The sequence below is a fragment of the Aquabacterium parvum genome, assembly GCF_001447195.1.
GTDB lineage: Bacteria > Pseudomonadota > Gammaproteobacteria > Burkholderiales > Burkholderiaceae_C > Aquabacterium > Aquabacterium parvum.
Genome location: NZ_LFRI01000042.1, coordinates 22,686 through 44,594 on the forward strand (window position 1 = coordinate 22,686; position 21,909 = coordinate 44,594).

Annotated in this window: 20 protein-coding genes; 19 read left to right on the plus strand and 1 reads right to left on the minus strand. The window is 62.3% G+C overall.

Annotation, left to right across the window (positions count from 1 at the left end; translation table 11 throughout):
• Nucleotides 1–5 precede the first annotated feature (5 nt).
• The 17 genes from traE to ABG80_RS00740 all read left to right on the plus strand — a co-directional run bounded on the left by traE (nt 6) and on the right by ABG80_RS00740 (nt 19,078).
• A complete protein-coding gene (gene traE / locus ABG80_RS00660) occupies nt 6–569 on the plus strand; it encodes a type IV conjugative transfer system protein TraE (protein WP_058085872.1) in 564 nt (187 codons plus the stop codon).
• Nucleotides 559–1,443, plus strand: coding sequence for a type-F conjugative transfer system secretin TraK (locus ABG80_RS00665; protein WP_058085873.1), 885 nt, complete (start codon nt 559–561; stop codon nt 1,441–1,443). The genes traE and ABG80_RS00665 overlap by 11 nt, the downstream gene beginning before the upstream one ends.
• Entirely contained in the window at nt 1,440–2,981 is a 1,542-nt protein-coding gene (locus ABG80_RS00670) for a TrbI/VirB10 family protein (protein ID WP_083505685.1), read from the plus strand. The genes ABG80_RS00665 and ABG80_RS00670 overlap by 4 nt, the downstream gene beginning before the upstream one ends.
• Nucleotides 2,968–3,810 carry a DsbC family protein gene (locus ABG80_RS00675; protein WP_152987394.1) on the plus strand — a complete coding sequence of 281 codons (843 nt, stop codon included), beginning with the start codon at nt 2,968–2,970 and terminating at the stop codon, nt 3,808–3,810. The genes ABG80_RS00670 and ABG80_RS00675 overlap by 14 nt, the downstream gene beginning before the upstream one ends.
• The gene (traV, locus tag ABG80_RS00680; protein ID WP_058085875.1) at nt 3,807–4,493 is read left to right on the plus strand and encodes a type IV conjugative transfer system lipoprotein TraV; all 687 of its coding nucleotides are present in this window, start codon (nt 3,807–3,809) and stop codon (nt 4,491–4,493) included. The genes ABG80_RS00675 and traV overlap by 4 nt, the downstream gene beginning before the upstream one ends.
• A gap of 20 nt (nt 4,494–4,513) precedes the next feature.
• Nucleotides 4,514–7,129, plus strand: coding sequence for a type IV secretion system protein TraC (gene traC / locus ABG80_RS00685; protein WP_235513695.1), 2,616 nt, complete (start codon nt 4,514–4,516; stop codon nt 7,127–7,129).
• A gap of 26 nt (nt 7,130–7,155) precedes the next feature.
• Nucleotides 7,156–7,497 carry a hypothetical protein gene (locus ABG80_RS00690; RefSeq protein ID WP_235513696.1) on the plus strand — a complete coding sequence of 114 codons (342 nt, stop codon included), beginning with the start codon at nt 7,156–7,158 and terminating at the stop codon, nt 7,495–7,497.
• A gap of 92 nt (nt 7,498–7,589) precedes the next feature.
• Nucleotides 7,590–8,111 carry a conjugative transfer signal peptidase TraF gene (traF, locus tag ABG80_RS00695; protein ID WP_235513697.1) on the plus strand — a complete coding sequence of 174 codons (522 nt, stop codon included), beginning with the start codon at nt 7,590–7,592 and terminating at the stop codon, nt 8,109–8,111.
• A 10-nt stretch (nt 8,112–8,121) separates the two neighbouring features.
• Nucleotides 8,122–8,625, plus strand: a complete 504-nt coding sequence (locus tag ABG80_RS00700) for a hypothetical protein (RefSeq protein ID WP_058085877.1) — start codon at nt 8,122–8,124, stop codon at nt 8,623–8,625.
• Nucleotides 8,622–9,272, plus strand: coding sequence for a type-F conjugative transfer system protein TraW (gene traW, locus ABG80_RS00705; protein WP_083505688.1), 651 nt, complete (start codon nt 8,622–8,624; stop codon nt 9,270–9,272). Before ABG80_RS00700 ends, traW begins: the two co-directional genes overlap by 4 nt.
• 77 nt (nt 9,273–9,349) lie before the next feature.
• Nucleotides 9,350–10,321 carry a conjugal transfer pilus assembly protein TraU gene (gene traU, locus ABG80_RS00710; RefSeq protein ID WP_235513700.1) on the plus strand — a complete coding sequence of 324 codons (972 nt, stop codon included), beginning with the start codon at nt 9,350–9,352 and terminating at the stop codon, nt 10,319–10,321.
• Complete coding sequence (gene trbC / locus ABG80_RS00715; RefSeq protein WP_235513698.1) at nt 10,308–11,090, plus strand: type-F conjugative transfer system pilin assembly protein TrbC; 783 nt, start codon at nt 10,308–10,310, stop codon at nt 11,088–11,090. Before traU ends, trbC begins: the two co-directional genes overlap by 14 nt.
• An 8-nt stretch (nt 11,091–11,098) precedes the next feature.
• Nucleotides 11,099–13,435: a type-F conjugative transfer system mating-pair stabilization protein TraN gene (gene traN, locus ABG80_RS00720; protein WP_058085880.1), complete on the plus strand. Its 2,337-nt coding sequence runs from the start codon at nt 11,099–11,101 to the stop codon at nt 13,433–13,435.
• Nucleotides 13,436–13,485: 50 nt separating this feature from the next.
• Nucleotides 13,486–13,866, plus strand: coding sequence for a hypothetical protein (locus tag ABG80_RS00725; RefSeq protein ID WP_235513699.1), 381 nt, complete (start codon nt 13,486–13,488; stop codon nt 13,864–13,866).
• Between the two features lie 10 nt (nt 13,867–13,876).
• Nucleotides 13,877–14,812 carry a conjugal transfer protein TraF gene (gene traF, locus ABG80_RS00730; RefSeq protein ID WP_058085882.1) on the plus strand — a complete coding sequence of 312 codons (936 nt, stop codon included), beginning with the start codon at nt 13,877–13,879 and terminating at the stop codon, nt 14,810–14,812.
• A 9-nt stretch (nt 14,813–14,821) separates the two neighbouring features.
• Nucleotides 14,822–16,279 (plus strand): conjugal transfer protein TraH, encoded by a 1,458-nt coding sequence (locus ABG80_RS00735; protein ID WP_058085883.1) that lies wholly within the window; start codon nt 14,822–14,824, stop codon nt 16,277–16,279.
• Nucleotides 16,280–16,303: 24 nt separating this feature from the next.
• Complete coding sequence (locus ABG80_RS00740) at nt 16,304–19,078, plus strand: conjugal transfer protein TraG N-terminal domain-containing protein (protein WP_058085884.1); 2,775 nt, start codon at nt 16,304–16,306, stop codon at nt 19,076–19,078.
• Here the strand turns inward: ABG80_RS00740 and ABG80_RS00745 are convergent, their stop codons facing one another.
• Entirely contained in the window at nt 19,079–19,402 is a 324-nt protein-coding gene (locus tag ABG80_RS00745; RefSeq protein WP_058085885.1) for a hypothetical protein, read from the minus strand.
• A gap of 157 nt (nt 19,403–19,559) precedes the next feature.
• Here ABG80_RS00745 and ABG80_RS00750 point away from each other — a divergent pair, with 157 nt between their 5' ends.
• Together ABG80_RS00750 and ABG80_RS00755 are read left to right on the plus strand one after the other, a co-directional pair.
• The gene (locus tag ABG80_RS00750) at nt 19,560–20,927 is read left to right on the plus strand and encodes an AbiJ-related protein (protein WP_058085886.1); all 1,368 of its coding nucleotides are present in this window, start codon (nt 19,560–19,562) and stop codon (nt 20,925–20,927) included.
• A 292-nt stretch (nt 20,928–21,219) separates the two neighbouring features.
• The gene (locus ABG80_RS00755; RefSeq protein WP_058085887.1) at nt 21,220–21,801 is read left to right on the plus strand and encodes a hypothetical protein; all 582 of its coding nucleotides are present in this window, start codon (nt 21,220–21,222) and stop codon (nt 21,799–21,801) included.
• Nucleotides 21,802–21,909 lie beyond the last annotated feature (108 nt).

Here is a 21,909-nt window from a genome sequence, read left to right on the forward strand (position 1 = left end):
ACGCCATGGACTTCGAGCGACTCAACAGCGACATCAAGGAGATGCGCCGCCGCAACCGCAGCCTGGGGCTTGCGGTGGGCGTGCTGTCCACCGGTCATGTCGTGGCGCTGCTCGTCATCCTCAACCTGATCGGCACGGTTCGCACGGTGGTCGTGCCGCCCACGATCGACAAGACCTTCTGGGTCAGCCGAGACAAGGCCAGTGGCGAATACCTGGAGCAGATGGGCGGCTTCATGGCCTGGCTGGTGCTGGACGTCACACCTTCATCGATCGACTGGAAGAAAAGCATCCTGCTCGGCTATGTGGAGCCCGACCAGTACGGCGCACTCAAGACCCGGCAGGAGGTCGAGGCTGAAAGGCTCAAGCGCATCAACGCCAGCACGATGTTCATGCCGCAGCAGTTGGTGCCCAGCGAAGACAAGCAAAGCGTGGTGGTGCGTGGCCGACTGCGCACCCTGGTCAATGGCTTTGAGACCGCCAACGACCTCAAGGCCTACCTGATCGAGTTCAGTTTCAACGGGGCACGCATGCACCTCAAGACCTTCAAGGAGGTTCCCAATGCGAGCTGATCTCAAGCCACGCCAGCAGCCCTCCAAGGCACAGGCAAGCCTGCTGCTGGCCATGGTGACAGCCGTTGGGATGGCAACGTCACCAAGCCCTGTCAGGGCGCTCCAGTTGGTCGAAGCCCGCGACGGTGTCTCCGTTGAGGCCATGGTGTCGATCAAGGAGCCCACACGCATCCGCATCGATGGCGCGCCCATCACCGATGTGTTTGGCAACATCTATTCGAGCAACTGTGCCAACGTGGCAGCCGCCGTCCCCTTGACCAGCTCCCTGGCCAGTGGCGCCCCTCTCCCCGGCACCAATATTCAGAACAGCCCGGCCATCAACCCCACGGGTGAATTGGTCCTCGAATGCGACAAGGACAAGGGCGAGGTCTACATCCGCCCCGTGGGCAAATCCAGCAAGCCCATCAACCTGTTTGTCTCCAGCACCCAAGCCACCTACACGCTGCTGCTGCATCGCTCGGACACTCCTGCAGACACCATCGTGATCCGGGATCCCAGTGCAAGGCTGCTGAAGCCGGACAATGCGAACCCAAGTCCATCTGGCCCTTCAGCCAACCACATCCGCGCCATGAAGGCCTTGCTGGTGGCGATGGCCTCGGACCGGGTGCCTCCTGACGTGCGGGTCGAGGAGGTCAACCGCCTCGTCCCCCTGTGGCTCGAAGCGAGGCTGTCCCTGATGCGCCGCTATGAAGGGCGAGGCCTGGTCGGCGAGAAATACCTGCTTCAAAACATCAGCTCGACCTTGATGGTGCTGGCCGAGCAGGAATTCGACCGCGAAGGCGCCCAGGTCATGGGTGTGTCCATCGAGAACCACAACCTGCAACCCGGAGAGACCACGAATGTGTTTGTGATCCGGCAGGAGGCCATGCGATGAACACGCCTTTCGACCAAGCAGCCAACGGCCGTGTCACCGGGTTGCCAGACCGCATCAAGGGGGCCATGGGCAGCGCCCTTCAAAGGCTGTCGCCACGGCAGCGCCAGTACGTCACCCTGGCCGCCATCCTGGTATGTGGTGTCGGCCTGCTGTGGCTGATCTTCGCCCTCACCGACACGCGCTCGCCCACCACAGACGCCAAGAACAACGGCAGCGCGCAGCCTGCCACGGTCACCAACATCGGGGTGATGCCGCCGGGACAGCAGGTCAACCCGGTAGACCAATGGGTGGGCACTGCAGGACGCAAGCTGGCGCAGTACGAGAACGAGCGCGATGAGCAGACCCGGCTCAACAAGGACCGGCAGGCATTCGAGGCCCGCACCATGCAGCGCTTTGCCGAACTGGAGCAAAAACTCACCTCGGCCAGCCAGGCTGCCAGCACGCCCTCGGCACCCAACACTGCGACGGCGTCAAGCACACCCGCTCCCCCAACGATGCCACCGGCATCCAGCCTGCCCCTTCCACCAGCCCCGGCGTCCACCGCTCTGCCCCATGCAAATCCTCATGGGCAGAGCATCAACATTCCCCCACCGCTGCCGCCCGGCACATCGCCCGCAGGTGCCATGCCCCTCGGTGATCCGGGCATGGCACCGCAGGACATGCCTTTCAATGCCCCGGTGTTGACGCGCGTTTCTCTGGTGGACCGGGAATCGGCCAAGGCCGCTGCAACAGGCGCCACGGCAAGCACCACAAACAATGCCACGCCTGGATCACCGTCAACAGCCGACACCCGCACCGTTTCGACCTTCCTGCCCGTCAGCTTCACGCGCGGCACCTTACTTGGTGGCCTGGATGCCCCCACGGGCGGGCAGGCCCAGTCCAACCCGCATCCGGTCCTGATCCGGCTCTCGGACAACTCGGTCCTGCCCAACCGTTTTCGGGGGGAATACCGCGATTGCTTCGTGATCGCGGCAGGCTACGGCGACATCAGCTCGGAGCGCGCCTACCTGCGCACCGAGAACCTGTCCTGTGTCCGCTCGGACGGCGCCACGCTGGAAGTCAAGATCCAGGGCAGCGTCTATGGCGAAGACGGCAAGGTGGGCATGCGCGGGCGACTGGTCACCAAACAAGGCCAGATGCTGGCCAATGCATTGCTGGCGGGCGTGGTCAGTGGCATCGGCCAGGGCCTGGCGACTTCATCGACCACCTACAGCACCTCGGCCCTGGGCACGATCGCCAGCAGCGGTGGCAGCGGCAGTGACGCCTACCGCGCAGGCATCGGCACCGGTGTCGGCAAGGCCCTGGACCGCCTGGCCCAGTACTACATCAAGCTCGCCGAGAACACGTTTCCGGTGATTGAAATCGATGCCAGCCGCGAAGTCGATGTGGTGATCACCAAGGGCGTGCGCATCGACGTGCCCATGTCGGCCAACGCCTACACCAGTACCAGCCGCACCCCCTCCAGCACGCTGGCGCGCTCGGCTGAGCCCGCCCCCGAAGACCGCTACCTGAAAGCCGCCAATGATGACAACTACTGACATGCGCCCGCCTCTGCGAGGCAGGCTTCAGGCCGCGACGCTGATCTGGGCACTCTTCACGATGCTGGTCAATGGCATCGCCTGGGCAGGCGCCCCGCCATCGCAAGAGGCTCGCCTCCTGGCCGCACTCAGGAAGGCCAACCCCAGCACGCGCTTCACCCAGGTGCTGCCTTCGCCCATTGGCGGGCTGTACGAAGTCTGGATGAACGGGAACGTGGCCTATGTGTCGGCCCGCCAGCCACGCTACTTCGTGTTCGGCCATGTCTTTGACACACAAACCATGACCGACATCACCGGGCCACGGCTGGCCCTGGCGGCCAGGCAGGGCGCGATGGCACCCGCTACGCCTGCAACAACATCAGCACCGACATCGGCGCCAACATCAGCCCCTATTGCCTTTGACCAACTGCCACTGGCAGACGCCATCAAGACCGTGCGGGGCAACGGCCAGCGGCAGATCGCCGTGTTCAGCGACCCGGGCTGTGGCTATTGCAAACAACTGGAACCGGAGCTGGCCCGGATCGACAACGTCACGGTCTACACCTTCATGCTGCCCTTTCAGGGTGAGGCCAAGCCCATCGCCCTCTGGTGCGCCCCGGACCGGGCTCAAGCCTGGCAGCGCTACATGGTGCAGGGCGATACCTCCGTGATCAATGCCCCAGTGCGATGCGATCACCCCGTGGCCCGCAACCTGGTTTTGGCGCAACGCCTGGGTGTTCAAGCCACGCCCACCCTGATCTGGGCAGATGGCAGCCGCACCGAAGGCTACGTCGATCACCAGGTGATCCAGGCCCGCCTGAACCTGGCCACCTCGGAGGTTCAGCCATGAACGCCCACGGTCACGTCGCTACCCGCCCCCACCCCGTGCGCCCGATCTGGCTTCTGGGTTGCATGCTGCTGAGCTTGTCGGGCTGCATGAACCTATCCGGCCTGGGCGGCAGCTCCGATTACGCCTGCAAAGCCCCGGACGGGGTGACTTGCACGTCGGTATCGGGCACCTATGCCAACGCCGTTCAGGACAACCTGCCCGCCCAGGTGGCCAAGCGCCGCATGGCCGCCAAATCCCATGGCGCGCCAGGCACCGATCCCCCACCCGAGTCGCCACAGCCTCGCCTTGCACCAGCGCTGACATCCGCCAAAGCCACTGTCCCGCCCGTGGCGCAGTCCCCCAGCCTGGCGCTGCCTCTGCGCTCATCGGCCCGGATCCTGAGGCTGTGGTTCAAGCCCTGGGAAGACGCCGACCGCGACCTCTATGACCAGGGCTATGTCTATGTCCAGATCGATGCGGGTCAGTGGCTGATCGACCACGCTCAGCGCCAGATCCGCGACGCCTATGCACCCATACGACCGCCAATGGGCGCCCCTGTCAAACCCGCCACGCCAGAACCGAGCACATCGCCTGGGCGGCCCGTTGGCCAGCAGCGCTTGCCTCCCTACACCCCGGACAACTCCGAAAGTCCTGACACCGGCCCCTTGCTACCGCCCACCGACAACCTTGCCCCCAGCAACTGAACGCTCTCAAAGGTTGCGCCATGCCTAACCTCTCAGCCACAGCCACTTCAACAGTCACGACAGCAGCCAGCGTCTCCATGGAGGGGGCTCGCACCGTGCGCAGGCCCGCACGCCCAGGCCTGTTCGAAGCCATGGGCCTGGGCGCGCCGCCTGACACACCGGCAGAGCAATTCGCCGCGTGGCTGCCCTACTCTGCGTACCTCGCCGATGAAAAGATCTTCGTCAACCGCGATGGCCTGGGCTTCATGCTGGAGGTCATGCCACAGTCGGGCGCAGATGAACGCATGGCCGAGGTGCTGATCTCGCTGTACGCCAACTGCCCGACGGGCGCGGGCATCCAGTTCCACCTGTTCGCCTCACCTCACGTGCGCGGTCAGTTGCGCCGCTACGCCAACTTGCGAGTGGAAGACGAAGACCAGGCTGACAAGGCCAAGCATTGGGGGCGCCCTGCCCGCAACGACAACCTCTTCCACACCCTGGCCCGCCAACGCGTAGGCCACCTGCTGCGAGGGGCGCAATCCTCGCTGACCTCGGGCTTTCACTACACGATCCGGGACTTCCGCCTGATGCTCAGCGTCACCCTGCCCGGTGACGCCCAGGACATGACCAAGCGCGAAGAGGTGATGGCCCAGCGCGAGTCCATGGCCTCCACGCTGCGCTCGGCCTCCCTGCCCAACCGTGTCTGCGACGCCGCCGACCTGATCAACTGGTGCGCGCTGTTCACCAACCCTGACCGCATCTCGCAGACCGACGCGCCAGACCTGCACTACGACGACGGGCGCGAATTGCGCGACCAGATCATCGACTTCGACACCATCCAGGATCCCACCCCCAGCGGCCTGCGCCTGTGGAAGGAGACCGGATCGGACGAACTGGAGGCGCGCTTCTACTCCATCAAGTCCTTCCCGGAGCGCTTCGCCTTGTGGCAGATGGGCTCGCTGATCGGCGACCTGATGCAGCCCGCCCTGCAGTACAGCGCGCCCTTCTTGCTGACCATGGGCGTGCATGTGCTCGACCCCAATGCCACCAAGGCCACGGTCACCGCCAACCATGTGCGCGCCACGCAGAACGCCAAAAGCAAGATGGCCGACGTGATGCCGGACGTGGGCAAGAAACTGCAGGACTGGACCGCCGCCGCCCAGGCCATCGACACCGGTGGCAGCCTAGTCAGCCTGTACCACCAGTTGGCCATCTTCTCGCCACCACGCAAGGCGGTGGCGGCCCACGAAGCAGCCAACGCCATCTGGCGTGGTCGGGGCTTTCAGCTCAATGCCGACGTGTACATGCACCGCCAGGCGCTGCTGGCCAGCCTGCCCATGACCCTCACGCCACGCTTTCATAGCGACCTGGCCAAGATGCGTCGCGTCTCGCGCAAGACCATGGCCAACGCCATCCACCTGGCTCCCCTGATCGCCGAGTGGCGCGGCACACGCACACCTGCCCTGGTGTTCGGCGGGCGCCGTGGGCAGCTGATGACCCTGGACATCTTCGACAACGACCTGGGCAACTACAACTTCGCGATCATCGGCGCACCGGGCTCGGGCAAGTCCGTGCTGATGAACGAGATGGCCTGGTCCTACCGGGCCATCGATGCCAAGGTCTGGATGCTGGACCTGGGCCGCTCCTTCGAGAAGCTGTGCCGCAAGGCCAAGGGCACCTACATCGAGTTCCGCCCCGATGTGGACATCTGCCTGAACCCATTCACCAACATCGTTGACATCCACGAGGACATCGACATGCTGGTGCCGGCCATCTCCAAGATGTGCTCCATGCAGCACACGCTGGAAGAGGTGCAGTACAAGGCCATCTCGGCCATGGTGCTCAAGCTGTTCGCCGAGCACGGCAACGACCTGACCATCACGGCCCTGCGCGAGGCCTTCAAGACCGGCAACATCGAAGCCCTTGGCCTGGTCAACGACCAGCGCATCAAGGACCTGGCCGTGATGCTCAACCCCTACACCCGGGGCGGCCAGTACGAGCGCTTCTTCGAGGGGCCCAGCAACGTCGATTTCAGCAACGATTTCATCGTCATCGAAAACGAGGAACTCAAGCGCCGCCCCGACCTGCACGCCGTTGTGAACATCCTGCTGCTGCACCAGATCACCGGCGAGATGTACCTCAGCCGCAACCGGCGCAAGGTGCTGTTCATTGACGAGCTCAAGCAGCAACTCGGCGACATCGGTGCCGATGACCCCGTCAAGGCCGCCGTGATCGAGGAAGCGGCCCGGCGCGCCCGCAAATACGGCGGAGCCTTGGGCACGGCAACCCAGAGCGCCGACGACTTCTATGGCTCGGCCCAGATGGAAGCTGCGTTCAACTGCTCGGACTGGGTGTTCCTGCTGCGCCAGAAGCCCGAATCCATCGAGATGCTGGACCGCAAGGGCCGACTGACCATGGACGAGCCCAAGAAGCGCTTGTTGAACTCACTGAGGACCGAGGCGGGCGTGTACTCCGAGCTGTACATCTCCTCCCCGGTGGGCGAAGGGGTGGCGCGCAACATCCTGGATCCGGCCACGCACCTGCTGTTTTCCAACAAGCTGGAGGACAACGCGCCCATCGACGAGCTGCGCGCGCAAGGTCTGAGCATCGATGCCGCCATCACCGAACTGCTGCGGCGCCGGGGGCACACCGTATGAAAGCCCCTGATTTCATCCCTGCCCTGGTGCAACTGCTGCTAACCCTGATCGTAGTCGCTGCCGCCTTGCTGCTCTATGACCGCACGGTGGTGCGCCCAGCGCTGCGCATCGGCATGGTCGATGTGGCCGAGGTGTACCGGCAAAAGGAAGCCGAGTTCACACAACTGCTCACCAAGGCGGGCTCGGAAGACGATCGGCAAAACGCCATGCTGATGGCACGCACCTTCGCCCAACGCCTGCCCATTGCACTGGAGGAATTGCCCCGCGACTGCGCATGCTTGGTGGTGCTCAAAGGCGCTGTGGCCGGGCCCACACCGCACACCGTGGACTTGACCGCTCAGTTGCGCCAGAAAGTGGGGATGCCATGACCTTGCAGATCGTCCGCATCCCGCCCCCTATGCCCTGGCCTGTGCGAAGCTATCGTCAAGCCCGGCAATCTTTTGTCGACCAGTTGGCCCACATGAGGCGCCGCTGGTACCTCTATCTTCCGGTGTTCGCCATCTGGGCATTGGCCTACGTCCGGCTGTTCCTGGATCCCACCCCACGCCTGCCCATTGTCTTCAACTGGACGCCCAGCCTGCCTTACCGCGTAGCCTACCTCACGACATTTGGCGTGACCGGGACACAGGCTGCGCCGCCTACCTTGCACCGTGGCGACTACATCTTGTTCGCCTTCGCGGGCGATGCCAAGCAGCAATACCCGGGCCTGCGCGGCCAGCCCTTCTTCAAGATGGTCAGGGGCCTGCCCGGTGACACCATCACCGTCCAAGACCGCAGGGTGTTGATCAACGGCGAGGCAGTTGGGCATGCCAAATCTCAAACCTTTGACCACCGTGCACTCGATCCCATTCTGCCCACGGTGATCCCACCGGGCAGCTACTACGTCCAGGGAAGCAGCCCCGACAGCTTCGACTCGCGCTACCGCAGCAGCGGTCTGGTCCGCGCCGAGCAGGTCATCGGGCTCGTTCGGCCCCTGTTCTGAGGAGCATGACATGCAAGCTCGTCCATGCCACCTCCAGCAACACCGCAAGTGCCGCAATGGCCGCAATGACGTGCGCCACTCGGCGCCTCGCTTGATCCTGTGCATCTGGATCGCTGGTTTGGCATCTGCAACCCACGCTCAGGCCCAGACCACGCCCAATAGGCCGCCCCAGCAACTGGCCGAAAGTCGCGCCCACAGCAGCCCAGTCACTCAAAGCACAAGCACGCCTGCGTCCACGCCAGACGATGTGCCTCTGGAGGACTACCTGGCACTGCTGGCCCAAATCTCGCCTGCCGCGCGCGACGGCGCTCAGGCCTACTTGCGTGCGTTCGCGCAACGCTGCGGGCGGCCCCTCACCGCGCTGGCGTTGCGCAAGGCCATTGCCCAGGGCAGCGGTGACCCGGTCCTCATGGGCATGGTCAGCGCCAGCCACCCCAGCCAACTGGCGCAGCGTGATGCCCTGCTGAGCCAACTCGCTCAACGCATCCGTTGCGACGCTCGGGGTCAGCCATGAAGCCCAAGAGCCCACAGTTGATGGTGATGGCCTGCCTGCTGACCATGGCATGCACAGGTGCGGGCTCATGCGCTTGGGGCGTGGACCTGGGCAGCATCGGTCCGACCTATCCGATCAGCGAAGCCAACCTGCTGGAGTTCATTGCGCAACGCCTGCGAGAAAAGCAAGCCAATGGCGAACTGGCTCGACTGCAGGACCAAGCCCGTGAGCGCGGCATTCAGGCCGTGCGCCAGCCACAGCCTGTGGCCGGGCTGCGCACCACGCAACAGCCGCGCACCTTCTACTTCGACCCCAGCTTCACGCTGGATCGCAACATCCTGGATCCCCAGGGGCACCTGATGTTTGCCGCTGGCTCGCGCCACAACCCGCTGGACGTGGTGTCCCTGTCCAGACACCTGCTGTTCTTCGACGCCCGTGATGCACGGCAGGTGAGCCGCGCTCGGGAGTTGATCCAGCGCTACCAGGGCCAGCTCAAGGCGATCCTGACAGCTGGCTCCTACCTGGACCTGATGAAAGCCTGGCGCACGCCGGTTTACTACGACCAGCAAGGTGTGCTGACCCGGCGCCTGGGCATCGCACAGGTGCCCGCTCTGGTCTCGCAGGAAGGCAAGCGCCTGCGCGTGGATGAGTTGGAGGTGACACCATGACCCGATCCACCCCAAAAGCAAGATGGCGTCAATCGTGGGATCACATCGCGGCGATCCTGTTGATTTGCTTGCTGGCCATGACCAGCCAGCACAGCCACGCGGCGGGCATCGCCACCTGCACAGGCAAGTTCCCCAACCCCGTCACCGACATCTGCTGGAGCTGCATCCTGCCCATCAGCCTGGGCAGCATCCCCATCGCCAACTTCGGCGGCCAGGAAGACATTGCCAACCCAGGCAGCCCTGTGTGCAGTTGCGGCGTGAACCCGGTCATCGGTCTGTCTATCGGCTTTTGGGAACCGGCTCGCCATGTCGAAGTCGTGCGCAAGCCGTTCTGCCTGACCTCACTGGGCGGCATCGACCTGAACCCGGGCCTGCCCGCCCCGGAAGCCGCCCGCTTCACCCACGCTGAAGGCGACGGCGATGGCGGCAGTTTCTACCAGGCCCATTTCTACGTGAACCCGATGCTGTACTGGCTGGAGGTCGTGACCGACTTTCCCTGCCTGGAAAAGGGCAGCTTCGATCTGGCCTATCTCACCGAGGTCGATCCGCTGTGGAACGACGACGAGTTGACCCTGATCCTCAACCCGGATGCGGTGTTGTTCGCCAACCCCATCGCGATTGCCGCCTGCGCCGCCGATTGCGTGGCCGCCTCACAGGGCTTTGGCATCAAGGAATTGTTCTGGTGCGCAGGATGCCAGGGCGGCATCTACCCGCTGGATGGCCAAGTGCCCTACCACTTGGGCGGTGTTCGCACGGCCGTTCTGCTGGCCCAGCGCCTGACCACCAAGATGCACCGCGAGTTGATCGCCTGGGGATGGCATGGCACGCCCGGCCTGTGTGGCCCCTACTTCGAGCCCGTCATGGACAAGACGGCCTACAAGACACAACTCACCTACCCCATCCCCAACACCGAAAAGGACGGCGGCAGGTGCTGCCAGCCTTTCGGGCGCAGCACCGTGATCTGGGGGGCCGGCAAGGAATACCCGGTGCGCGGCGAAGACTTCGCCTTCATGTTGTTTCGCAAAAGGAACTGCTGTGTCGGCTTCTGACTTCCATCAACCTTCACGCTGGGGCTTCGGTCTTGGCCTGTCCATGCTGCTTGCACTGAGCGCACAGGCCCAAACCACACCGGTCATCACCGAAGCAGACATCGCTCGGGCCAGGCGCGCGCAACCCACCATCACGGACCAGGACATCGAACGTGCTCGGAAAGCGCACGGCGTGCCCAGCGCCGCAGACTTGGAACGTGTGCCCAACACAGCGGGACCAAGAATTGATGCGCTCCCGCAGCCCCAAGCCAAAGTGCCTGTGGACCTCGAAGCGCTGTCCAAAGCCTACGCCCTGCAGATGAAAACCGCCCAGCCCCCCGGCACCGGGGTGGGCAAGGACATGAGTGGTGGCCCGATCCTGATGGTGTTCATCAGCCTGTCGATGCCCGAGGCCACCCTCAAGAGACTGGTCAGCCAAGCGGCACGCGCCAAAGCATCCCTGCTGATCAGAGGCCTGCTCAATGGCTCCCTCCGTGACACCGTCGCGCGAACACAGGCATTGTTGGCCGGTCAGTCTGTGGCCTTCCAGATCGATCCGCAAGCCTTCGAGCGCTACGCCATCACACAGGTGCCCAGTTTTGTGCTGGTGCGTGAGGGCGCTGACAGCACGCCCTGTGGTGATGGTGGCCGAGGCAGTTGTGCGCCCCCCAATGACTATGTCCGCCTGGCCGGAGACGTGAGCCTGGACTACGCCTTGGGCCACATTCAGCACCGCACACCCCGCTTCAGCAAGGATGCCGGCGCCTTCATCCAACGGCTCAAGGGTTAGGGATCGTCATGCTGCGCCGATTCGTCACCTGCTTCACCCTCTGGTGCTTCGTCATGGCGCAGACGATGGCCCTGGCTGGGCCACACGAAGAAGGCACCGCCGCCGGTCAAGCGGCCAACCCGGTGATTCGGGGCACGGTCAGCACCCCCAATGCAACGGCCAATGTGCCGGGATACACCCGCACGCCCGCTGAGGCGGCCTACTACGGCCAACCCAGCTTGTCAGGCCCGGCCAACGCGCGCCTCACCGCCTGCACCAGCACGCCCGATGACCCGGTGTGCCAGGCCCAACGCGGCGCGCTCAACTCGGCCAACACGCCACGCCCTGCCATTTCGCCCCACGACCCCGCAGTCATGGGCGCGCGGGACATCGCCGCCAACCCGTCTCTGGCCCTTGGCAGCCTCTCCTCCTATTACAGCGGCTGCGCCACCGCCGACGTCCCTTCCCCAGCCATCACACCAGCAGGCGCAGTCACCAAACAGTGCCAACGCTACAACGGTGTGGGCAACTACGCCACCCGGCGGGATCTGACGGTGCAAGTCGAACTCGTCCCCAGTTGCACAGCTGGCGACTGGTTTGCGCATGGTCAAGCCAATCGCAACGGTGCCGACTACATGGTGGCCGAAGCCCAATGCCGCATCCGCACCGACCAGTTGCAGCAATTTCGCTTCTACGCTGCCGGTGGCAACGGGGCCTGCGTCGGGTGGCAGAACCTGGAATTGCCCAGCACGCCAGCCACCCAACCTACATTCGTCACCGACCTCTCACCACACTGGGGTGGCCATTGCTGGCGCCCCTTCAAGGTGGTCATGATGCCTGGATCCGGCTGCTCATCTGGCCAGTGCAACTACAACTTCCAGTTCGGCACGCCGGTCTATGCCTGCCCAACGGGCACCGTGCGCGGCGACCAGTTGCAGGCTTACTGGTCCAGCCGCATCCAATCGGCGGGCCCGGCCGATCGCTGCTTCACGCTCACCATGCCCCGCCCCCGCATGGGCTGTGACAGCGGCCCCTCTGTCGTGGTCAGCCGCACAGAGACCCGCTGTGCTCAGGATGCGGGGGCGGCCAGCCTGGTCGGCGCTTCTGGCTGGAGCATCCCGTTGTCTTTCCAGCAGCCCACCATGAACCACATCGAAACCGATGTCTGGGATGACAAGAGCGCCCCACTCGAAGCAGGCGGACGCTGCACCGTCACCACAGCCGACAGGTGCGTGGATGGCCCCGCCACCAAGGTGATCGATGGCCGAGCCGTCACCCGCGCTTGCTGGTCCTACGAGCGCACCCTTTCTTGCACATCCGGTGCCCTCACAGACGAATGCGCCCCCTTGCTGAGCCAAGGCTGCACGCTGGGAAGCAGCACATGCAAGCAAACCAACGCTGCCACAGGCATGTGCGAGGTCTACCTGGACAGCTACACCTGCCCGGCCAGCGCCCAAACGATCACGACAGCAACCAACTGCCCATCCAATGTCTTTTGTCTGGGTGACAGTTGCTTCAACACGAGCTACACGAACGACGCGGACTTTGCCCGCTCCATGTCGATGCTGGAAGCCGCCCGAGAAGCCGGTGTGTACCTGGACACCAAGCTGATGCAGGTTTTCAAGGGCGAAGGCAACCACTGCCGAGACCGGCTGTTCAAAGATTGTTGCGACTCGGACAGCGCTGGCGCTGGGATGAGCAACCAGAGCACCTTCGGTGTGGGCTCACGCCTGGTCTACGACGTGCTGATGAACTCCGAGAACCGGGAGTTCATCTACCAGGGCATGTCCGCACTGCTCACCAGCGGCGGCTTCAGCGGCTCCTTCACCAGTTACGGCGTCACCGTGGCCGTCAACGGCACCGCTCTGCCCGCCGGATCGTCGGTGCTCTATGCAGGCGACAGCATGGTGGTCGCGTTCGACCCCTGGTCGCTGGCCATCGCTGTGGTGATCTACATCGTCATGTCGATGATGTCCTGCAATGAAGAAGAGGGCAAGCTGGCCATGAGAGAAGGCGCGGGGCTGTGCCACGCCACGGGGTCATGGTGCTCATCGTGTCTTCGCGTTCTTGGTGCCTGCGTGTCGTGCCTGGAGCACACCACAGGCAAATGCTGCTTCAACAGCAAACTCGCCCGGATAGTCAATGAGCAGGGGCGCATGCAGATTGGCAAGGGCTGGGGCAGCGGCCAGAACCCGGACTGCTCGGGCTTCACCATCCCTCAGCTGCAAAGCCTGGACTTCGCAGCGATGGACCTCACCGAGTTCTACGCCTCCATCGTGCCCAACATCCCGAACCTGGGTGCCATCCAAAGCGGCAACAGCGCCAAGGTGCCCAACTGTTACTACGGACAGGGGCGTTGCCAATGACACAGCATCTCAGGACACCGATCAAGTTCAATGCCATCACGGCGATGGCGATGGCATTTGCATTGACTTGCCAAGCACAAACACAAACGCAAACGCCTGAGCGATCGCCCGATCCGTTCGTCGGTCGCATGCCTGTCAAGGACGCCAGGGTGCTGATGGTGATGGCACTGCAAGCGCCAGACGGACAGGCGCACGGCACGCTGACAGGCGAATCTGCCGACGCCATCAGCCAGCGCTTCAAGGCCAACACCCCCATCTCCATCGACGTCACCACCGACAAGCGCTACCGCCAGCCTGGTTGCAGCCGCCTGAAGGTGACCTTCTGGCAAGACGGTGTCTGGTTGCCTGGTGCCCAGGCCCCTCGCAAACAATCCATCGAGTTCGGGATCAACTACTGCCTCGATGGCTTGCCGCCCAAGTCGCTGCAATGAGGAGATTGACATGCCTCGCCCATCTCGCCCGTCATGGGCGTCTCGCTCAGGTCTTTTCAGACTCCTTGCCAGCATAGCCCTCCTCGCCTTCGCTTGCCTCAACGCAGCGCCCGAGGCACAAGCGCAAGCCTCGTCCAAGCTGGACGAGCCCATTGCCGCGCCTTACTGGTCAGATGCATGGCGAGGATGGCACTTCTACGAAGACCCCGAACCCGAGGTACGCGACACACCTGAGGCTCAACCCAAGACTCCCGCCCTGCCACCGCCCACGTCACCAGCGGCCCCGACACCATCAACCCACCCGGCCAGAGCGCCAGAGTTGGTCGAATTCGAGCGACTGCAAAAGGCTGTCGAGTCCTACCGCAACATTGCGATCATGCGGCCGACCGAGGCCAATGTGCGCCGCTACATGGAACTGGAGGCCAAGGTTGTGGCCAGAGCGTCCTACTTCGCCGACGTCGCCCAGCGCGTCGCCTGGGCCACACCGGAGCTGGACCCCACCGTACATGGCCGCCCAGTCAACGCCAAGGCGCTGGAGGTGTTCGACCGGGACCAGTTGCTCAGCCGTTCCCAGTCCATCACCTCACTGGGCAAGGACCACGTCCTGTTCTTCTTCTTCCGCAGTGACTGCCCGTACTGCCACGCCTTCGCCCCCACGCTGACGGCCTTCGAGGCGCGCCACGGCATCAAGGTGGTGGCCATCAGCGTGGATGGCGGCCCCATGCCTGGCTTTGCAGATGCCCGAGCCGACAACGGCATCGCCAACACCCTGAAGGTCACCCAGGTGCCAGCGGTGTTTCTCGCCCAGCCCTACACCGGGCAAATCACACCCATTGGCTTTGGCGTGCTGTCCGAATCCGAATTGCTGGAGCGCATCACCACGGTGAGCACACCTGCTGCCCAGGCCATGTTGCCCAGCGTGAACAGGCAAGTCGTTCTTCAATAGGAGCAGATCATGATTCAGACACCCACGCCGACGGCACCGCTCTGGAGACGACTAGTCGCCACCCTGAAGGCCGTGCTGGTCATCGCATCGCCGCTGCCTCTGCACGCCGGGGACCTCAATGCCGAAGTGAACAGCATGTTCAACAACCTGGGGGCCATTGGCAACTACACCGCACCTGGCGCCTTCCGTGGTCAGACCATGAACACCTACACCGGCGGCAGTCTGTTCATGCGCTCCCCCAACAAGGTGTACCAACTCGCCGCCATTCAGTTCCCCAGCGCCAAGGCGGGCTGCGGTGGCATCGATGTGTTCGGCGGATCGTTCTCGCACATCTCGGCCACCGAGTTCAAGAACATGCTCAAGAACATCACCGCTGCCCTGCCGGGCATCGCCTTTCAACTGGCACTGGAAGCCGTCTCACCACTCCTGGGTGGCTTGAGCAAGTGGGCCAAGGGCCTGGAGACCTGGATCAACAACGCACGCATCAACTCTTGCGAAACGGCCAAAGCCATCGTCAGCACGGCGGCCGAGGCCACGGGATACAGCTCGCAGGAGACCTGCGCAGACCTCGCCATCGAGATGGGCATGGAAAGCGACCGTGACGCTGCACGCAGGCGTTGCGCTTCCGACCGGCCCAGCATCCTCGCTTCGGCTCGCACCTCAGGCGATGCCAATGTGCGCAACAAGGCGCCCTTCGTGGGCAACCTGACCTGGAAGGCCCTGAAGTACACCGGCGTCTCCCTGGACGATCAGGAGCGTGAACTGATCATGAGCATGGTGGGCACCGTCATCTACTACCCGGAAGAAGCCGCCCGCGACCCGGAACCCATCGCCGCCACACTCACCTCGATCAGCCAATTGCTTTATGGTCAGAGCGCCGGGGCCGGTGTGAACGTCACCCAGCACCTGCTCAAGTGCAATGACTACGTGAACTGTGATGCCGTGACCCTCAACACCACCTACACGCACACGCCATTCACCGCCAAAGTCGAGACACTGATGCGCTCCATTGCAGAGAAGATCGCCACCCGCACCGCCATTCCCAACAATTCGGCCGAGGTCGGCTTCGTCAACCAGACCACCGAGCCGGTCTACAAAATGCTGTCAGTGGGTGCGACCATCCCAGGTTCTGGCTTGGCAGACAGCCTCATCGCCCAATACCGCGACGTGATCGCAGCGGACTACGCCTATGTGTTCCTGGAGCGCAATCTGCGCGTCGGCCTGGCCGCGCTCGACAAGGACTATCAACTGCAAAAGACACAGCGCGAACAGGCGGTCCAGATTCGTCAACGCGCCCTGGTCATGCTGCAGCAACTCTCTCAAGAGAAGAACCTCCTGTATCAGAAGGTCGGTTCTTACCGGGCTGTCTCCAGCCACCTGGAACAGTTGGAGCGGCAATTGCGATCCAGCATGCCGCAGCACGTGATGGACATGCTTGGGCAGCAGGCTGCTTACATGGCTCGTTGACTTTCACCGACCACAGGGGATGCCATGTGGGAGATCTATGCTTACCAGAACGCGGACAGCATGTTCGGCGTCTTCAATGCAGCAGCGGCCATCCACGCCTCGGGCGACTACATGTCGGCCGTTGCCGCCGTGGCTTTCTGCGGCTTCGTGGCCGCCCTGATCGCCTACGCCTTTGCACCTGAGAAGCTGCAAGGCTGGAAGTGGCTGGGCACAGTGCTGCTGGTGTTCTCCATCCTGATCCTGCCCAGGGCCACCGTGGGCATCGTGGACAAGACAGGCGGAGCCCCGGTCAAGGTCGTGGCCAACGTGCCCTTCGGCATGGTCATGCTCGGCAGCATCACCAGCACCATCGGCCATACCCTGACAGCTCTGTTCGAAACCGCCTTCCAGACCATTCCCGGCCCAGGCGCCTTGCCCAGCGAACTCACCTACGAGAAGAACGGCCTGATGTTTGGCAACCGGCTGATCAGGAGCACCAGTAAGGTGACGTTCCAGGATCCGAACTTCCGTACTGACTTGATCAACTTCATTCACAACTGCACGATGTATGACCTGATCGACGGCACGATTGGTCCCGCCGTGTTCTCGACATCCGCAGATGTCTGGCCCCTCATGGCCACGCCCAATCCTGCACGCTTCAGCACGGTCACCAGTGCTGCGGGCATCAATGTGGACACCTGCCCCAACATCTACACAAACCTCAATGGCCGGCTACCAGCGCAGATCAACCAGATTCAGGGCCGCCTGGCCTTCCAGTTAAACCCCACCCTGCCTGGTGCTGCGGCCGCAGCAGTCATCGCCAACCAGATTCAGCAGGCTTACATCAAGAACAATATCGCCAATGCGGCCACCACCGCTGCCGACCTGATCCGCCAAAGCGCCATGCTCAATGCGATCAACGACACCAGCACCATCGTCGGGCAGAAGGTCAACGATCCGGCGGCTATGGTTCTGGCCGTTGGCCGAGCACAAGCCGTCGCTCAGCAGAACGCCGCGTGGATCAACAATGGCAAGGTGGCCGAGCAAGCCTTGCCCGTGTTCCGCAACGTCATTGAAGCGCTCACCTACGCATTGTTCCCCTTGATGGTGCTGCTCTTGCTGCTGACCAGCGGGCGCGACACGATGCTGGCCTTCAAAGGCTACGCTGCCATCCTGATCTGGATCCAACTGTGGCCCCCGCTGTACGCGGTGCTGAACTACATGGCGTCCATCTACGCGGCCTACGATCTGGCTGCGGCTTCGGACATCGGCACGGGCACCAAGGCCCTGTCTTTGCAAACCGCCTCGACGATCTATTCGGGCGCCATCTCTGGCGAGGCTGTCGTGGGCTACCTTGCGATCAGCATTCCTGTCATTGCCTGGGCGGCTTTGAAGAAGATGGAGGGTGTCGGGACCGCCCTGGTGGGTGGCTTGTCCGGCCTGCAAAGCATGCTGACCGGCAGCACAGCATCTGCTGCCACCGGCAACATGAACATGGGCAACGTCACCATGGACCAGGCACAACTGGCACCGAACCGAACCTCGGCGTTCATGAGCAGTTGGCAAAATGACCTCAGTGGCAACACCTTCTCATCGAACAGCCTGACCGGGCGAACTGCCGTCAGCTTGCTGCGCAACCAGGGGTTTGCTTCGCGGGTGGTATCCATGCGGGTGTCTGAACAGGATGTGTCCGACGCTAGCAGACAGGTCACTGCGGCACGCAGCGAAGCCTTGGCTGCCAGTTCGGATCGATCCACAGCCCTCTCCGAAGCATTCACGCGAGGACTGAGCAGCCTTCGCTCTGGCCGCAGCAGCAGCGGATCCACGTCCAGCAGCTTCGAGCAATTTGGAGAAACACTCAATCGCCTAGACCAGATCTCCAAGGGCATCGCCGACAGCACAGGGCTTTCACAGTCTCAAGTGGCGCGCATCGCATTTGGTGCGTCTGGACATGTAGGTGTTGACGGGCGCTTCGCTGGTGCAAAAGCCAATGCCAGCGCTGACAAGAGCTACCTGTCGGGCCTATCCGCCGATGAACGCAAGGTATTGAGCAGTTTGACCAGCGAGCAAATAGCTGACTTCAAGCAATTCGGTGATCGCGTCTCCCGAGATTCGAGCTTCGTCAACACCATCAGCAGCGACTCCAGAGAGGCCCGTGACATGGCGTCCAGGCTAACGAACACGGCCACGCGATCTGAACGTGCGGAGGCGAGCCTTGCTGAACGCACCGCACTGTCCGAGCGCCTGACCTCCGCGTATGAAAAGGGCGAAACCATCACCATCGACATTGCGCAGGATCCGCATAACCTAGCGATGTTCACTCGCTATGCAGAGCAATACGGGGGCGACAGCAAAGCGGCGCAGGCCTTGATGGCCTCAGAACTGGCCAGGCAGGCACTCAAGCCCAATCGGGTTTTCTCCGATGGCACGGCATTGCCAACTTCGTTTGAGGACATTCAGGCTCAACATCGGCAAGAAAAGGCCGACACAGCCTTGAAGCCGGAGCTTGATGATCGCCATCGCAGCAACGATCGACAGGTGTCTCGTTTCGGCAAGTCTGCGCGTGCAGGCCAACCAGCCCCCGCCCCAGAGCCATCATCGACTAGACAAGAGGTTCAGACCCGAGGCACAGAGATACGAGCAACGGCAATTGCTGATCAAACCGGTTTCGATGCCAAAGCGGAGATCGTCAAGACCAATGACGGAACAATAGCCTCGAAGAAATCACTGCTCAAGCAGTCTGGTAAGCAAGTCGTCAAGGATGCAGGAGCGACCGCCGACAACGCCATGGGCGTGGTGAAAGACCTTCTCAAAAAATAGTCAGGCCGAATCACCATCCGGTCCGCTCATATTCGGATTCAAGTCACCTTCTGGTGGCTTCATAAACGGCGGGTGCCCTTTGTCACGCCAGTAGTTCGCGGCCAAATCCTCTGAAGTCACCCCCATCCCGGGGATCGAATCGGCGCCCTGCCTCAAGCTCCTGCTCATTCTGCGGACGCGAGTCAGCGCCCCGCCGATAGCTGTGCCAAAAAGCATCCCAACACCGATCATGACTACCCTTGTGCCCCAATCGTCCATTGCGGCTGAGAACAAGCCGACCAAACCACCTAAAGCGACAAAGCCAAAGAAAATTGGGTTTCTCATGTGGGCACCTCGGACCAACTAGGCTATCGCCACGCCGGTACGTCTGCAACCCCATTTTCCTTTCTCCATGGGGTGTATTCATCCAAACTCTCCACCCACGCCACTTCGCTGGCCAGTAGCGGACGCGCACGCCCAGCCAGTGAGTTACGCTTTCACCATGGACTACGCACGACTTCGCAACCTGTTGGAGCCCCTGGTAGCGGCCCTGAAGGATGCCGGCACACACCCCATGCTTCCCACGATTTGCGGTGAGTTGGGGATGCCCGCACCTGCCTCCGATGGCTCCAAGCGAGAGCGCATGACCGCCAGCTTCGATGCGGTCGCAGACACAGATCTGCCAGCGGTTGCACGCAAACTGCTCGTTCGCCATCCACCCAGCGCCGCCACGCGGAATCAGATTCAAGACCTTCTCTGGACCGATAGCTCCTGCCCACCCATTCCGAAGCGCCATCGGCGAGAGGTTGCGCGCAGGCTCAATTCCGAGAATCTTTATGGAGATGCTCGCAGGTTTGATGAGCTATTAGAAAGCCTTTGGATTTTGGATGCGGATGACTGGATGCACCTGTTAGGTGGCAAGCCCACGGGGTTACGCGCCGAAATCCAGCAGCACGTCCATCGCAACTCCGAGGACTGGTCGTCTGAAGTGCTGTTCGACAAGCTCGGCGCGTATGAAGCCTCCGATCGGCGCTTCGCGCTGTTCCTTGAGGGGCTGGCTTCAGCCAACGTGCGTCCTGACGAGGCCGCGCAACGCCACTTCGTCGCCTGCGTCAACGAGCCGCTGCGCAGTTGCGGTGTCGAGTTGCGCGAGACCGACGCCGAGGGCGGCTACCCAGTCTTTTCCCTTGTCTCATTGCTCGCGACGGCCAAGGGTAGGCCAAAAAATCTCATCTTCGCCTCGCCCGAGAAACCTGACTTGCGTTTTCGCGATGCTCTGGACAACGATGTCGAAATTGTCACCAATGCTGACAAGGTGCTCGTCTATGACAGACCTATTGGTAACGACGGGTTGCGCTGGAACGACCTGCAGCAATGGTGGGGCGAGACTGAGCAGATTTTCGATGCCACGCAGGCCAAGCGCTCACTGTACGCTCGGCTCAAAGCAAGCCTGCCTTCCAACTCACCGCCACAAACCTTGCTGTTCGATGCCTTCTTTGAAGGCTTCCGCAGCGCGGTGCCGAATTTGCCCGCGCTACTGCCTGAGGTCTGGCTGCACTGGGACCCGCGCACGGTCAAGGAGCGAGGGCCGGATGCACTTCTACGGTTTCGCATGGACTTCCTGCTCTTGTTGCCGCAGGGCGTACGGGTCGTCATCGAGGTCGATGGAAAGCACCACTATGCAGACTCGAAGGGTAGCGCTGACGCGCAACGCTACGCGCAGATGGTCAAGGCCGACCGCGAACTCAAACTCGCGGGCTATGAAGTCTTTCGCTTCGGGGCCGCAGAGTTGCAGGCGAACTCCGCGAAGATGGACGTGAAAGCGTTCTTCAAGGCTTTGTTCAAGCGCTACCGCGTCTCTACGAACTGACGTCACTTGCATTCATCAAGAATATCAAGCGAATCTCCACGCTCTATTGCTACCGGTCCCCGGGCATACGCCTCGCTCAGAAGAAAACCACCTGGATCAAAAACGGCAAGGCTGCAGGGCGAGCACTGCCACGAGCCGCCCTGCCAACAGCCTAAAAGGCTCAGTAGAGTTCAACGAACTCGAAGCTATCTGCCAAATGGGTACCTGAGCGCCCGGAGAACTTCGCGTGTTCAGGTACCGACAGATTTTCGGGACCTCTGTACGCTTATGCTTACATCAATGAGGAGCCAGCATGGCAACTGAATCCACACCCCAGGAAAACGCGCGTGCGATCTGCGAGGCCTTGCTGGCAGCAGATCGAAGCGACAAAATTGAGAAGGCCATTCTGCCCAGCGAGGTTGAAGTCATTGACCGACTTCTGGCGCGTGGGCTCGAACTGAACGAAGCCTACGAAGAGATCTTCAACAAGCTGCACGAGCATCCTCATGCGCTGAAGGTGTTCTTCGACCTCTTGCAAAGCACCGCAGCATTCTGGAGCCCAGAGGCCAATATCGAAGCGCGTGAAGGCAGAAACAGGCTGGTCGAGGTAAATCTAGCAATTCAGGAAAAAGCGTCGGAGCTTGCCAGCCTGCTGAGCGAACGTACAACGCTGAAAAACCACTCTGGCTTTTCCTGCGACACGCATTACCACCCAGTAGACGTGATCCATGCATCCGCTGAACAGAACTACAGCTACCAAAGCTGGGTAAAGGAAAAACTGAACGCTCTCACACGCCAGTTCGATCTGAAATACTGGCCTGATTTGAGTGCGTTCGTTCAGGTCATCGCCGACGATGCGGCTCGGGCCACCCGAGTTCGACACCAAATGCTGTAAGTGGTTGATTTGACTAGGTTGACCTAGTCAGCGTGCCACTACAGGAGGGATAACTGGAGTTCGTTGCTGAGCTTTTTGACCTTCAAGGCGGCCATGGTGGCGGCCTGA

Coding starts and splice junctions, on each gene's coding strand:
- traE (WP_058085872.1), top strand. CDS start 6: ATGGACTTCGAGCGACTCAACAGCGACATCAAGGAGATGCGCCGCCGC.
- ABG80_RS00665 (WP_058085873.1), top strand. CDS start 559: ATGCGAGCTGATCTCAAGCCACGCCAGCAGCCCTCCAAGGCACAGGCA.
- ABG80_RS00670 (WP_083505685.1), top strand. CDS start 1,440: ATGAACACGCCTTTCGACCAAGCAGCCAACGGCCGTGTCACCGGGTTG.
- ABG80_RS00675 (WP_152987394.1), top strand. CDS start 2,968: ATGACAACTACTGACATGCGCCCGCCTCTGCGAGGCAGGCTTCAGGCC.
- traV (WP_058085875.1), top strand. CDS start 3,807: ATGAACGCCCACGGTCACGTCGCTACCCGCCCCCACCCCGTGCGCCCG.
- traC (WP_235513695.1), top strand. CDS start 4,514: ATGCCTAACCTCTCAGCCACAGCCACTTCAACAGTCACGACAGCAGCC.
- traF (WP_235513697.1), top strand. CDS start 7,590: ATGAGGCGCCGCTGGTACCTCTATCTTCCGGTGTTCGCCATCTGGGCA.
- ABG80_RS00700 (WP_058085877.1), top strand. CDS start 8,122: ATGCAAGCTCGTCCATGCCACCTCCAGCAACACCGCAAGTGCCGCAAT.
- traW (WP_083505688.1), top strand. CDS start 8,622: ATGAAGCCCAAGAGCCCACAGTTGATGGTGATGGCCTGCCTGCTGACC.
- traU (WP_235513700.1), top strand. CDS start 9,350: ATGACCAGCCAGCACAGCCACGCGGCGGGCATCGCCACCTGCACAGGC.
- traN (WP_058085880.1), top strand. CDS start 11,099: ATGCTGCGCCGATTCGTCACCTGCTTCACCCTCTGGTGCTTCGTCATG.
- ABG80_RS00725 (WP_235513699.1), top strand. CDS start 13,486: ATGGCATTTGCATTGACTTGCCAAGCACAAACACAAACGCAAACGCCT.
- traF (WP_058085882.1), top strand. CDS start 13,877: ATGCCTCGCCCATCTCGCCCGTCATGGGCGTCTCGCTCAGGTCTTTTC.
- ABG80_RS00735 (WP_058085883.1), top strand. CDS start 14,822: ATGATTCAGACACCCACGCCGACGGCACCGCTCTGGAGACGACTAGTC.
- ABG80_RS00740 (WP_058085884.1), top strand. CDS start 16,304: ATGTGGGAGATCTATGCTTACCAGAACGCGGACAGCATGTTCGGCGTC.
- ABG80_RS00745 (WP_058085885.1), bottom strand. CDS start 19,402: ATGAGAAACCCAATTTTCTTTGGCTTTGTCGCTTTAGGTGGTTTGGTC.
- ABG80_RS00750 (WP_058085886.1), top strand. CDS start 19,560: ATGGACTACGCACGACTTCGCAACCTGTTGGAGCCCCTGGTAGCGGCC.
- ABG80_RS00755 (WP_058085887.1), top strand. CDS start 21,220: ATGGCAACTGAATCCACACCCCAGGAAAACGCGCGTGCGATCTGCGAG.